This window comes from Lentzea sp. (assembly GCF_035525475.1).
In the GTDB taxonomy this organism is placed as follows: domain Bacteria; phylum Actinomycetota; class Actinomycetes; order Mycobacteriales; family Pseudonocardiaceae; genus Lentzea.
On sequence record NZ_DATLEC010000249.1, the window covers coordinates 1 to 13,252 of the forward strand.

8 protein-coding genes are annotated in these 13,252 nt (G+C 69.8%); 1 reads left to right on the plus strand and 7 read right to left on the minus strand.

What is annotated here, in order from left to right; all coding sequences use genetic code 11:
• Position 1: 1 nt before the first annotated feature.
• The 7 genes from VM306_RS37200 to VM306_RS37230 form a co-directional block, all read right to left on the minus strand.
• Positions 2-3,712: a multifunctional oxoglutarate decarboxylase/oxoglutarate dehydrogenase thiamine pyrophosphate-binding subunit/dihydrolipoyllysine-residue succinyltransferase subunit gene (locus VM306_RS37200; protein WP_325523464.1), complete on the minus strand. Its 3,711-nt coding sequence runs from the start codon at positions 3,710-3,712 to the stop codon at positions 2-4.
• A gap of 281 nt (positions 3,713-3,993) precedes the next feature.
• The gene (locus VM306_RS37205) at positions 3,994-4,806 is read right to left on the minus strand and encodes a hypothetical protein (protein WP_325523466.1); all 813 of its coding nucleotides are present in this window, start codon (positions 4,804-4,806) and stop codon (positions 3,994-3,996) included.
• 286 nt (positions 4,807-5,092) lie between these two features.
• Positions 5,093-8,827 (minus strand): ABC transporter ATP-binding protein, encoded by a 3,735-nt coding sequence (locus tag VM306_RS37210; RefSeq protein ID WP_325523468.1) that lies wholly within the window; start codon positions 8,825-8,827, stop codon positions 5,093-5,095.
• 26 nt (positions 8,828-8,853) lie between these two features.
• Complete coding sequence (locus VM306_RS37215) at positions 8,854-9,726, minus strand: hypothetical protein (RefSeq protein ID WP_325523470.1); 873 nt, start codon at positions 9,724-9,726, stop codon at positions 8,854-8,856.
• The gene (locus VM306_RS37220) at positions 9,726-10,679 is read right to left on the minus strand and encodes an ABC transporter ATP-binding protein (RefSeq protein ID WP_325523472.1); all 954 of its coding nucleotides are present in this window, start codon (positions 10,677-10,679) and stop codon (positions 9,726-9,728) included. The genes VM306_RS37215 and VM306_RS37220 overlap by 1 nt, the downstream gene beginning before the upstream one ends.
• Positions 10,680-10,701: 22 nt before the next feature.
• Positions 10,702-11,139: a hypothetical protein gene (locus VM306_RS37225; protein WP_325523474.1), complete on the minus strand. Its 438-nt coding sequence runs from the start codon at positions 11,137-11,139 to the stop codon at positions 10,702-10,704.
• Positions 11,139-11,264: a hypothetical protein gene (locus VM306_RS37230; RefSeq protein WP_281248831.1), complete on the minus strand. Its 126-nt coding sequence runs from the start codon at positions 11,262-11,264 to the stop codon at positions 11,139-11,141. The genes VM306_RS37225 and VM306_RS37230 overlap by 1 nt, the downstream gene beginning before the upstream one ends.
• A 530-nt stretch (positions 11,265-11,794) precedes the next feature.
• On the opposite strand from VM306_RS37230, the gene VM306_RS37235 reads away from it, so the two are divergent.
• The gene (locus VM306_RS37235; protein WP_325523477.1) at positions 11,795-13,243 is read left to right on the plus strand and encodes an MFS transporter; all 1,449 of its coding nucleotides are present in this window, start codon (positions 11,795-11,797) and stop codon (positions 13,241-13,243) included.
• Positions 13,244-13,252: the final 9 nt, after the last annotated feature.

Sequence of the window (13,252 nt, forward strand, 5' to 3'; positions counted from 1 at the left end):
CTTACTCGAACGCCTTCGCGATCAGCTCGCGCTGCTCGACCTCGTGCACCTTGGACGACCCGGCGGACGGGGCGGACATCGGGCGGCGCGAGACGCGCTTCACGGCGAACCGCTCCGGCAGCAGCTCGGGCAGCGCCAAGCCGAAGAACGGCCACGCGCCCTGGTTCGCCGGCTCCTCCTGGACCCAGCGGACCTCGGTGGCGTTCGGGTAGCGGTCCAGGGCGGCGGTCAGCTTGCGCGCCGGCACCGGGTACAGCTGCTCGATCCGCACGACCGCGACGTCCTTGGAACCCCGCTTCTCCTGCTCGGCCAGCAGCTCGTAGTAGATCTTGCCGCTGCACAGCAGGACCTTGCGCACCGCGCTCGGGTCGACACCGGTCGGGTCGTCGATCACCGACTGGAACTTCTCCTCCACGAACGCCTCGACCGGGCTGACCGCGGTCTTCAGGCGCAGCATCGACTTCGGCGTGAACACCACCAGCGGGCGGTTCACGCCGTCCAGCGCGTGCCGGCGCAGCAGGTGGAAGTAGTTCGCCGGCGTGGACGGCACCGCGATCGTCATCGAGCCCTCCGCGCACAGCTGGAGGAACCGCTCGATCCGGCCCGACGTGTGGTCCGGGCCCTGGCCCTCGTGACCGTGCGGCAGCAGCAGCACCACGTCCGAGACCTGGCCCCACTTCGCCTCACCGGACGAGATGAACTCGTCGATGACCGGCTGCGCGCCGTTCACGAAGTCGCCGAACTGCGCCTCCCACAGCACCAGCGCGTCCGGGTTGGCCACCGAGTAGCCGTACTCGAAGCCCAGCGCCGCGAACTCCGACAGCACCGAGTCGTAGACCATGAACTTGCCCTGGTCGTCCGACAGGTTCTGCAGCGGCGTGAACTCCTCGTTCTTCTTCCGGTCCACCAGCGTCGCGTGCCGCTGCACGAACGTGCCGCGCCGCGAGTCCTGGCCCGCCAACCGGACCGTGCGACCCTCCACCACCAGCGACCCGAACGCCAGCAGCTCGGCGAACGCCCAGTCGATGCCACCCTCGCGGGCCATCTTCGCGCGCCGCTCCAGCACCGGCTTGACCCTCGGGTGCGGGGTGAAGCCCTCCGGCAGGTTCACGTGCGCGTCCGCGATCGCCTCGATGATCGACCGGTCGATGCCGGTGGGCAGCTTGGCCGGGACCTGCTGCTCCTCCTCGATCGACGGCGAGGTCTTGATCGGGTGCTTCTCCAGCTCGCGCACCTCGTTGAAGACGTGCTCCAGCTGGCTGGAGAAGTCCTGCAACGCCTTCTCGGCCTCTTCGACGGAGATGTCGCCGCGGCCGATCAGCGACTCGGTGTAGGTCTTGCGCACCGAGCGCTTGGTGTCGATCACGTCGTACATCGCCGGCTGCGTCATCGAGGGGTCGTCGCCCTCGTTGTGGCCGCGGCGGCGGTAGCAGACCATGTCGATCACGACGTCCTTGTGGAACGCCTGGCGGTACTCGACGGCCAGCTTCGCGACCCAGTAGCAGGCCTCGGGGTCGTCGCCGTTCACGTGGAAGACCGGCGAGCCGATCATCTTCGCGACGTCGGTCGAGTACTTCGAGGACCGCGAGTGCTCCGGCGCCGTGGTGAAGCCGACCTGGTTGTTCACGACGATGTGGACCGTGCCACCGGTGCGGTAGCCGCGCACGAGCGCCAGGTTCAGCGTCTCGGCGACGACGCCCTGACCCGCGAACGCCGCGTCACCGTGCATCGCGACCGGCAGGACGGGGAAGAAGTCGCCGCCCTTGTCGATCATGTCCTGCTTGGCGCGCACGATGCCCTCGAGCACCGGGTCGACCGCCTCGAGGTGCGACGGGTTGGCGGTCAGCGACACCTTGGTCTCGCCGTCGCCGAACATCCGGAAGTACTTGCCCTCGGCGCCGAGGTGGTACTTCACGTCGCCGGAGCCGTGCGCCTGACCGGGGTCGAGGTTGCCCTCGAACTCGCGGAAGATCTGCGAGATCGGCTTGCCGACGATGTTCGCGAGCACGTTCAGGCGGCCGCGGTGCGGCATGCCGATGACGACCTCGTCGAGCTCGTGCTCGGCTGCCTTGTCGAGCACCGCGTCGAGCAGCGGGATGACGGTCTCGCCGCCCTCCAGCGAGAAGCGCTTCTGGCCGACGTACTTCGTCTGCAGGAACGTCTCGAACGCCTCGGCCGCGTTCAGCTTGCTGAGGATGTACTTCTGCACGGTGGCCGGCGGCTTCTCGTGCGGGACCTCGACGCGCTCCTGGATCCAGCGGCGCTCTTCTGGCTCGAGGATGTGCATGTACTCGACGCCGACGGTGCGGCAGTACGAGTTGCGCAGCACGCCCAGGATGTCGCGGAGCTTCATCCGCTCCTTGCCGGCGAAGCCGCCGACGGGGAACTCGCGGTCGAGGTCCCACAGCGTGAGGCCGTGGCTGAGCACGTCCAGGTCGGCGTGGCTGCGCTGGCGGTAGTTCAGCGGGTCCGTGTCGGCCATCAGGTGGCCGCGCGTGCGGAACGCGTCGATCAGCTCGATGACGCGCGCGGTCTTGTCGACGGCGCCCTCGGGGATGTCCGCGACCCAGCGGATCGGCTCGTACGGCAGCCGCAGCGACGCGAAGATCTCGTCGTAGAAGCCGTCCTCGCCGAGCAGCAGCTGGTGCACGCGCTTGAGGAACTCGCCCGACTCGGCACCCTGGATGATGCGGTGGTCGTACGTGCTGGTCAGCGTGATGATCTTGCTGACGCCCATGTCGGTGAGCGCCTGCTCGCTGGTGCCCTGGAAGTGCGCGGGGTACTCCATGGCGCCGACGCCGATGATCGCGCCCTGACCGGCCTGCAGCCGCGGCACCGAGTGGTTCGTGCCGATCGTGCCGGGGTTGGTCAGCGAGATCGTGGTGCCGGAGAAGTCCTCGGTGGTCAGCGCACCCGTGCGGGCCTTGCGGATCAGGTCCTCGTAGGCCTGCCAGAACTGCGTGAACGTCATGTTCTCGCAGCCCTTGACCGACGCGACGACCAGCGTGCGGCTGCCGTCCTTGCCGGGCAGGTCGATCGCCAGGCCGAAGTTGACGTGCTCCGGCGTGACGACGAACGGCTTGCCGTCGACCTCGGCGTAGTGGCGGTTCATGTTCGGGAACGCCTGCAGCGCCCGGACGACCGCGTAGCCGATGACGTGGGTGAAGGAGACCTTCCCGCCACGCGTCCGCTTCAGGTGGTTGTTGATGACGATGCGGTTGTCGGCCAGCAGCTTCGCGGGCACGGCGCGCACGCTGGTCGCGGTCGGAACGGTGAGCGACAGCTCCATGTTCTTCGCGATCGCGGCGGCGGCGCCGCGCAGCTGCTTCTGCTCGGGCTGCGCGCTCTGCGTGACCGGCTTGGCCTTGGCGGCCTGCTGCGGCGCGGGCTTGCCGGAGGACGGCAACGAGGCCGCCTGCTTCGGCTGCGCCTGCTTGGACTGCGACTGCGCGGCAGGCTTGGGTGCGGCGGCGGGCGCGGGCTTGCCGTTGTCGGCCGCCGGCGGCGTCACGGTCGCGGTCTTGGTGGCCGAGGAGCTACCAGCGCTGGCCGTGGCGGCGGCACTGCCGTTGCCACCCGCACGCTTGTAGTCGGCAAAGAAGTCGTGCCACGCCGGGTCAACCGACGACGGGTCAGCGAGGAACTGCTCGTACATCTCCTCGACTAGCCACTCGTTCGGCCCGAATTGTGACGCAGGACTGCTGCTGGACACGGCTCGCGCTCGCCTCTATCCATCTCGCTCTTGGTGTTGACTCATGCGGTAGTCAGGCTAGTCCCCTCGGCGTCGGCCTTCACACGCTGGAGGTACCTGGCAAGGAGTGCTCTGTCACAGGATCGATCAGGACGGACCCGGCGTCACCCGCAGTTGAGCAGTTCTTGATGTGCGCATCATCCTTTCACCTGCTTTCTCGTGCCGTCGGAGTGGCATACGCACCGAACGCGGTGATCAGTTCACGGTAGGTACACCACCGGCCGCATGTGAATTGATCTTGTTCAGCCCAGTGAACGCAGGACCGACGCGGTCATCGCCTCGACGAACCCCGCCCTGGTCTCGTCGGAGGTCCTGTCCAGCGACAGGTACGGGTTCAGGTCCTCCAGCTCCACCAGCAGGAGTTCCCCTTCCCGGGTGCGGCAAGCGTCGACGCGCTGGATTCCGTGTTCCAGGCCGTTCCAGTCGATGAACCTCCGCGCGAACTCCAGGTCCTCCCGGCTCGGTTCGTACCGCGCGAGCTCCCAGCGCCGGGCGGGGTCCGGCGCGTTGAGGGCGTACTGGAAGCCGTGGTCCACGAAGTAGAACGACACCTCGTACCGGAAATCGATCTTGGGCTGGATGAGGACGTCCTCTTTTTCGGTGAGGTCGTCCGCGCTCACGAACTCCAGCCCGTGCGAGTCGGCGCCGGCCTTCGGCTTCACGACGTACTCGGCCACCCGCGGCAGCCGGTCGAGGTGCCGCAGGTCGTCGACGGTGGGGATGACCGGGAAGCCCAGCTCGGTGAGGTCGACCAGGTACTGCTTGCCCGCCATGTCGGCCTTGCCGGTGAGCGGGTTGTAGACGCGCTGCCCCGTGGCCCTCGCCCGCTCGCGGAAGTGCCGGTAGGCGTCCGGGTAGTCGATCACCGGGCCGCTGTTGCGAATCACCACGGTGTCGAAGCCCGCCATGAGGCCGGCGGCGTCCTTCGGGTGCGCGATGGCCAGGTCGAAGGCTTCGCGCAGGCGGGAGGTCAGGTAGATGTCCTCGTCGCAGTAGCGGCGGCCCCTGGCCGGGTAGGCGAGGTCGGAGACGTAGAGGACTTTCGGGCGGGGCATCGGGGGCTCCTCGGCGTCGCTGACCTGGGGGTTGGTTTGTACGTCATGGGGCGGGGCGGGGACGAGGGTTCGTGGTGCGGGCCACGGCCAGGGCCAGAAGGCAGCGGGGTGGGGAGCAGAGGGCGAGGCGCCGGCAGCGAAGGGCTGTCGGCGCCTCGTCGGGCGTGTTGCGTGGCAGCCGGGCAGGACGCCGCACGCCGAGGTGTGGGCGTTGGGTCTCCGGGCTGTCTGGGGGACCACCTGGGCGAGGTGGTCCCTCCGCTTCGACGCGGGCGTTGGGGTTGGGCTAGGCGGCTTCGGAGGTTCCGTGGCGCCACAGGCGGGCGTAGGTGCCGTTGGACGCCAGGAGGTCGGCGTGGGTGCCCTGTTCGACTATGCGGCCGCCTGCCAGCACGACTATGCGGTCCGCCCTGGCCGCTGTGGCCAGGCGGTGGGCCACCACGAAGGTCGTGCGGGCGCCGGCCAGGTGGTCGCTGGCGGTCAGTACCGCTGACTCGGTGGCCGGGTCCAGGGCTGCGGTGGCCTCGTCCAGCAGGAGGACGTCCGGCTGGACCAGTTCGGCTCTGGCCAGGGCCACCAGTTGGCGCTGGCCCGCTGAGAGGTGGTTGCCCCGTTCGCCCACCGGTTGGCGGAAGCCGTGGGGGAGGGTCGCGACCATGGGGAGGGCGCCGACCGTTTCCACTGCCTGCTGGATTTCTTCCTTGGTGGCTGAGGGGCGGCCGTAGGCGACGTTGTCGGCTATGTCGCCGCCGAAGAGGTGGGCTTCCTGGGGGACCACGCCCAGGCGTTGGCGGTAGGCGGAGAGGTCGTACGTGCGGACGTCCACGCCGTCCACCGCGACCGTGCCTGTCGTGGCGTCGTAGAAGCGGGCGATGAGTTTGACCAAAGTGGACTTGCCCGCGCCCGTTTCGCCTACCAGTGCGACGGTTTCGCCCGGTGTCACGTGCAGGGTCACGTCGGAGAGGGCCGGTTGGTCGGCTCCCCTGTAGGTGAAGGAGACGTTGCGGAGGTCCACCTCGCCCCGGAGGCGGGCAGGGACGGGGATCGGGGTCTTCGGCGGTTCGACCGTGCTCGGTGTGCGGAGCAGGTCGCCGATGCGGCGCAGGCCCACTCTGGCCTGCTGGTAGCCGTCGAAGACGCCGGAGAGCTGCTGGATCGGGCTGAAGAACAGGCCCAGGTACAGCAGGAAGGCCAGCAGGATGCCCGGGGTCAGGGTGCCGGCGGCGACCCGGTGGGCGCCCACCGCCAGGACGACGGCCTGGGCCACACCCGAGAGCAGCGAGACGAACGGGAAGTACGTGGCGATGTAGCGCTGGGCGCGCAGGCGGGAGCGGCGGTAGGCGTCGCTGCGTTCGGCGAAGGCTTCCGCCGAGCGGCGTTCCCTCGTGTAGGCCTGGGAGACGCGCAGGCCCGAGACGTTCTCCTGGAGGTCGGCGTTGACCGCGCTCACCCGTTCCCGGGCTTCGGCGTAGGCGGTGGAGGAGAGGCGCTGGAAGACCACCGTCGCGATCGCCAGGACCGGGAGGACCGACAGGGCGATCAGGGCCAGCGAGACGTCGGTGAGGACCAGGGCCGCGGTGATGCCCACCACCGTGACCAGGCTGATCACGGCCGTCACGAGGCCGGTCTGCAGGAACGTCGAGAGGGCGTCGACGTCCGTCGTCATCCTCGTCATGATGCGGCCGGCCATCTCGCGCTCGTAGTAGTCGAGGCCGAGGCGTTGCAGGTGGGCGTAGCTGCGGACGCGGAGCAGGTAGAGCAGGCGTTCGCCGAGACGGGCGGCGTAGACGGTGCTGCCCGCCGTGGTCAGCCAGCCGACCACGACCAGGCCGATGCCCAGGCCGACCGCCAGCCACAGCGACGACTCGGCGCCCGTCGTCACGCCGCCGTCCACCCCCAGCCGCACCAGCGCCGGCAGGCCCATGCCCACCAGGGCGTCCAGCACCACCAGGGCCGCCACGCCGGTCAGGGCCCAGCGGACCGGGCGCAGGAGGCGTGCCAGCCGGAAGGCGGGGTCGGGGGCCCGCGGGTCCTCGCCGTGCAGGACCGGGGTCTCGGTCGCGGGCGGGAGCGAACGGACCTGGGCGAGCAGCTCGGGCGTGGGCGGGCCGCCGGCCAGCGCGGCCATGCCACCACCGGCGCCTCCACCGGTTCCGCCGCCTCGGCCGGCCGAGGCGGACGAGGAGGTCTTGGCCTCGTCGATCAGGCGCTGGTCCAGGTCCTCCTGGGACAACGCCGGCCACAGCTCGCCGGTCCTGGCGGGCGGCGTCGACTCGATCGCCTCACCGGGACCCGCCAGCAGGTCGCGGTAGAGGGCGCAGCGGGAGGTGAGCTCCTCGTGCGTGCCGATGTCGACGACCCGGCCCGCGTCGAGAACCGCGATCCGGTCGGCCAGCGAGAGGGTCGAACGCCGGTGGGCCACCAGGAGCGTCGTGCGGTTCGCCGTCACCGAGGCGAGCGTCGCGTGGATCGCGGCCTCGGTCGCGTTGTCCACCGCCGACGTCGCGTCGTCCAGCACGAGGATGCGCGGGTCGGAGAGCAGGGCACGGGCCAGGGCGACGCGTTGGCGCTGCCCACCGGACAGCGTCAGGCCGCGTTCACCGACCACCGTGTCGTAGCCGTCCTGCAACGCCTCGATGAAGTCGTGGGCCTCGGCGGCCTTCGCGGCACGTTCGACGTCCTCGCGTGACGCGTCCGGACGGCCGTAGGCGATGTTCGAGTACACGGTGTCGGAGAACAGGAACGCCTCCTCGAACACCACGCCCACCGCACCGCGCAACGACTCCAGCCGCAACGTGCGCACGTCCGCACCACCGACCCGCACGGCACCGGAGTGCACGTCGTAGAACCGGGGCAGCAGCAACGACACCGTCGACTTGCCGGACCCCGCGGTGCCGACCAGCGCCAGCGTCTCGCCCGGCTCCACCGAGATCGAGAAGTCGCGCAGCACCGGCTCGCTGCGGGCGTAGCCGAACGTCACGCCGGAGAACGAGATCCCGAGCGGCCCGGAGGGCACCTCATCGGGGCCGTCCGTCACGTCCGGCTGCGAGTCGATCAGCTCGTACACCCGCTCCACGCCGGCACGGGCCAGCTGCGCGGACACCATCAGGCTCGACAGCAACCGCGTCGGCCCGACCAGGTTCGCCACGTACGTCGTGAACGCCAGGAACGTGCCCAGCGTGACCTGGCCGTGCAACGCCAGCCAGCCGCCCAGCCCCAGCACCCCGACCTGGCCGATCAACGGCAGCGCCGTCACCGTCGCGAGGGGCTTCGACGACAGCTCGGCCGCCCGCATCCGTTCGGCGAACAGCGACTTGGCGTGCTTCTCCAGCCGCGCCACCTCGCGCGCCTCCTGGCCGAAGCCCTTCACCACGCGGACGCCGGTGACGGTCTCCTCGACGTGCTGCGCCAGGTCGGCCGCCCGCTGCTGCGCGGACCACGTGGCGGGGAACAACGTCAGCCGGGTGCGGCCCGCGAGCCACGCCACCAGCGGCAGCACGATCACCGCGATGATCGTCAGCGGCACGGAGAGGTAGATCATCGCGGCCAGCGCGGCCAGGGCGAACACCACCGTGCCGACGGCCAGCGGCGCCATCATCAGCAGCGACTGCACCAGCTGGAGGTCGGTGATCGACCGCGACACGATCTGCCCGGTCCGCATCTCGTCCTGCTTCGCGCCGTCGAGCCGTTGCACGGCCGAGAACACGCCGAGCCGCAGGTCGTGCTGCACGCCCAGCGCCAGCCGCCCGCCCAGGTAGCGCCGTAAGAACGCGGACCCGAACGTGAGCAGCTCCAGCACGATCAACGCCACCATCAGCGGCCACAGCCGATCCGTGCGGCCCCCCGCCGAGTCGTCGATCGCGGTCTTGAGCAGCAACGGTCCCGCCGCTTGGAGACCCACGCCGACGACCGCGGCGACCAGTGACAGCACCACCAGGCGGGGGTGCTGCCAGCACGCTGCGGTCAGTCGGCGGATCCAGCCCTTCGTCACGGGACCCACAGTACGTCTGGGGTCCGACATATAATTGTGACGTCAGTTGCCGCAGGTCAGGTGATGTCCTTCGCCTGGGTGACCGCCCAGCCGCCCGCGAAGACGACCCCGGCCCAGCCGAGGAACACGATCCCGGACAGCCACCAGTCCTGCGCCCCGGCGGCACCCGCGATGGCCCGCAGCACGTCCTCGATCTCCGGCGGCACGACACCCGCCGCGGACAGGAAGAGGTCGACCGCGACCGACCCGGTGAGCCCGTTGATCGACCCGTTGGGCAGGAACCCGATCACCGCCGGCACCTCGAGGTACGCGAGCACGCCGTGCAGCACGTTCTCGATCACCAGGAAGTACAGCAGCAGGAGCACGATCGCCCCCGCCACGTTCGGGATCAGCGCGCCGACACCGACGCCGAACATCGTCATCAGGATCGACGACAGCACGCAGACCAGCGTCAGCATCGCCCAGCCACCCGCGTCCGGCAGCTGCCCCGACTCGCTGGTGACCACCACGCCGATGCCGAGGAACAGCATGATCGCGAGGCCGTAGATCGCGCCCCACAGGACGTAGACCAGCATCTTCGCCAGCAGCGCGTGCATGCGCGACGGCGAGGTGAGGAACGTCGTGGTGATCGTCCGGCGGCTGATCTCGCTGGAGATCGCCATCGCGCCGAAGACCATCGGGAAGATCGTGGAGATGTTGATCGCCCGCGCCATGCCGAACAGCGAGATCTTCCACTGGTCGGGCGTGACCCCCAGGAAGTCCGACACCTCGTCGACGTCGCCGGACGACGCGAAGTCCACGAAGAACTGCCCCAGCAGACCGGTCGCGAGTCCCCAGCCGAGCGCCAGCACCGCGGTCGGGATCAGCAGACCCCACCACAGGCCGGTCGACGTCGTCTTGCGGAGCTCCGCCTGTACGAGGTTGCCCATCAGGCCCAACCACCCTGCTGCTGCTGGTACGGCGCCGGCGCGTGCCCGGCGTACTGGCCACTGGTGAGCTGGAAGAACAGCCGCTCGAGGTCGACCTGCTCCTCCTGGATGCCGTAGATCGAGACGCCCGCCCTAAGCGCGGTGTCCGCCACGTGCTTGGAGTCCACACCGGACACGGCGAGCCTGCCGTCGTGCAGCTGCTCGATCGCCTGCACACCCTCGGCGCGAAGAGCGGTCGCGAGCGCGTTGTGGTCCGACGGCTGCACGAGGACGCGCTTCTGCTGCGACTGCCGCAACTGCTGCAACGGCCCGTAGAACATCGTCTGCCCGCGCGAGATGATCACGACCTGGTCGACGGTCTGCTCGACCTCGGCCAGCAGGTGGCTGGAGATCAGCACCGTGCGGCCCATGCGCGCGTAGGACTGCAGGAACGTGCGCAGCCACGCGATGCCCTCGGGGTCGAGGCCGTTCGCCGGCTCGTCGAGCACGAGCACCTGCGGGTCGCCGAGCAACGCCGTGGCGAGCGCGAGCCGCTGCTTCATGCCGAGCGAGAACCCGCCCACCTTGCGGTCGGCGGCGCTGCCCAGGCCGACCAGGCCGATGACCTGGTCGGCCTGGGCGTCCGGCACGCCGATGGCCGACGCGTACACGCGCAGGTGGTTGCGGGCGGAGCGGGCGGGGTGGAACCCCTGCGCCTCCAGCACCGCGCCCACCACGCGGCCGGGCTGGCCGAGCTGGTGGAACGGTCGTCCGTTGATCATCGCCGTGCCACCCGACGGCTTCACGAGACCCAGCAGCATTCGCAGGGTCGTCGTCTTGCCGGCGCCGTTCGGGCCGAGGAAGCCCGTCACGCTGCCGGGTGACACGGTGAAGCTCAGGTTCTGCACCGCGGTCACCGGACCGAACTGCTTGGTCAGGTTCTGGACCGCGATGAGGCCGCTGCCGTCATGCATGCGGCCCATCCTGCCTGAAAGGTCAGTCCGGCAAGGCGTGCTTGGGCCGGGACACGACGGGCGCGCGGTGCACCACCCGCGGTTCGTCCGCGAAGATCGGCAGTTCGGCGGTCATCTCGGCCGGCGTCTCCGCCGGGAGGCCGACACCGCCCGGCCGGGTGAACGGGTTGCGCAACGGCCGGCGCCGTTCGCGGTGCGACACCCCTTCACCGATCAGGTGCCGGTGCGCCGTGTTCCAGACCCGGCACGGCCACCTGCGGTGCCGCAACCAGCCGGGACAGGCCTTGCAGCGGCCGTCCTCGCCGGGCTGGTGCACCGTCAGCAGCAGGCGCCAGCAGTCCGCGAGGCGGTGGATCTCCGCGCGGGCCAGCGGGACCAGCGCCTCGGTCTCACCGTGCTCGACCGCCCTGTCCAGCAGTGCCAGGCGCTCCAGCACCGCGTCGCGCAGGTTCCCGTCCATCACATCTTCGCCGTGGCCTGGTCGAGCAGGGAGCCGAGCCGGCGGGTCTGGGTGGCGGACATCACAGCCGTCTCGCCCGGCGGCGTGACCAGCAGAACCCGGTCGTTCTCCACCAGAACGGTCATCGATCTGTCTCGACCGAACGGGTCGTGGCAGTGGATCCATCCCTGTGGTTCAGCCATGGAATCTCCTATCGAGGGGACACCCGACTCCGTCTTATCGGCCGTCGCCCCTGCTCGCCGCACCGCGCGACCGGGAATTCACTCGTTTGCCGGATGAGCCCGACAGGGGCAGTGGTCCAGTCGGGGACACTTTTCGGTCGCGTTTGTGCGGGGGTGCTGGGCGCGCCGCCGGGAAGCCCGCTATATTTGGTCACGGCGGCCCCGCTCCCAGTGACCCCCAGGCTGGTTGAGCGCGGCCGCCCTTTACGTGGCGGGCTCTGGCGCTCCTCGATCTCCGGTCGATTTCGCCAGAGCCCGCAGTGTTTTGTGGGGACGACCCCCACACCCCCGCAGGCTCAAGCGCTGGGCGCTTTCGCGCCCTGCCAGGTCGTTGGAACCCCGCGGCACCCACTCGCGCACGCTCCGTGCGAAATCCCCTTGCGCTCACGACTCTCGTACGCTGTAAGTTGCTCGTACACCGTAAGGGGGACGAGATGACTTCGACGACCGAGGAGGTCGGGGTGCGCCCGCACCCGCAGCGCTGGGCCGTGCTCGGCGTGCTGTGCCTGTCCGTGATGGTCGTGGTGCTGGACAACACCGTGCTGAACGTGGCGATCCCGTCGATCTCCACCGGTCTGGACGCCAGCACCGCGGACATCCAGTGGATGATCAACGCCTACTCGCTCGCGCTGGCGGGGCTGCTGCTCACGACCGGTTCGCTGAGCGACAGGTTCGGCCGCAAGAAAGCGCTTCTGGCCGGGCTGCTCCTGTTCGGCGCGGGCAGCGCCGTGGCGGCCTACGCGGGGTCGTCCGAGGCGTTGATCGCGGCCCGCGGCTTCATGGGGATCGGCGCCGCGGTGCTGATGCCCGGCACGCTCGCCGTGCTGATGCAGTTGTTCGACGAGGAAGAACGCCCGAAGGCCATCGGCATCTGGGCCGCCGTCACGAGCCTCGGCTTCGCCGCCGGGCCGGTGATCGGTGGCGCGCTGATCAAGCACTTCTGGTGGGGTTCGGTGTTCCTGATCAACGTGCCGGTGGCGGTCCTCGCGATCGCGGCCGTCGCGTTCCTGGTGCCGGAGTCGAAGGACCCGACCGTGCGCAAGCCGGACGTGGTCGGTTCGGTGCTCTCGATCGTCGGCATGGTGTCGGTCGTGTACGCGGTGATCTCGGTGCCGGAGCACGGGTTCGGCTCGCCGGAGTTCGGCGTGCCGATCACCATCGGCGTGGTGACGATGACCGGGTTCGCGTTCTGGGAACGGCACACCGCGGAGCCGATGCTCGACCTCGGGTTCTTCAAGAACCGTCGTTTCACCGGGGCCGTGGCCTCCGGGGTGCTGGCCGCGTTCGGCATGGCGGGCTCGCTCTTCCTGCTGACGCAACACCTCCAGGGCGTGCTCGGCTACAGCCCGCTGGAGGCCGGCGTCCGCGTGGCGCCGATGGCGATCGCGTTGCTCGTCACCAGCAACACCCTGGGGCAGCTCGTGGTGAAGCTGGGCGCCGGCAGGGCGATGCTGCTCGGCATGACGATCGTCGCGGGCGGCGTGTCCCTGCTGTCGATCGGCACCACCTACCCGCCGACGCTGGCGGGCCTGGTCCTCATCGGCGTCGGAGTCGGTGTGTCGCAACCGGTCGCGGTCAACGCCCTGATGGGGTCGATCCCGCCGGAACGCGCCGGCATCGCGTCCGGGCTGTCGGGAACGCTGACGGAGCTGGGGTCGTCGTTCGGCATCGCGGTGCTCGGCGCGCTGCTGTCGGCGCGGTTCGTGGCCTCGCTGCCGGACGGTGTTCCCGGCCGGTCGCTGAGCGAGGCCCTGCACAGCGGCGCGGACATCGCGGTCGTGCGCGAGGCGTTCTCGAACGGCATGAGCGTCAGCCTGCTGATCGGCGCGATCGCCGTGTTCCTGGGAGGTGTGGTGGCCAGCATCCTGCTGAGGCGTGCTTAGGATCGCCTC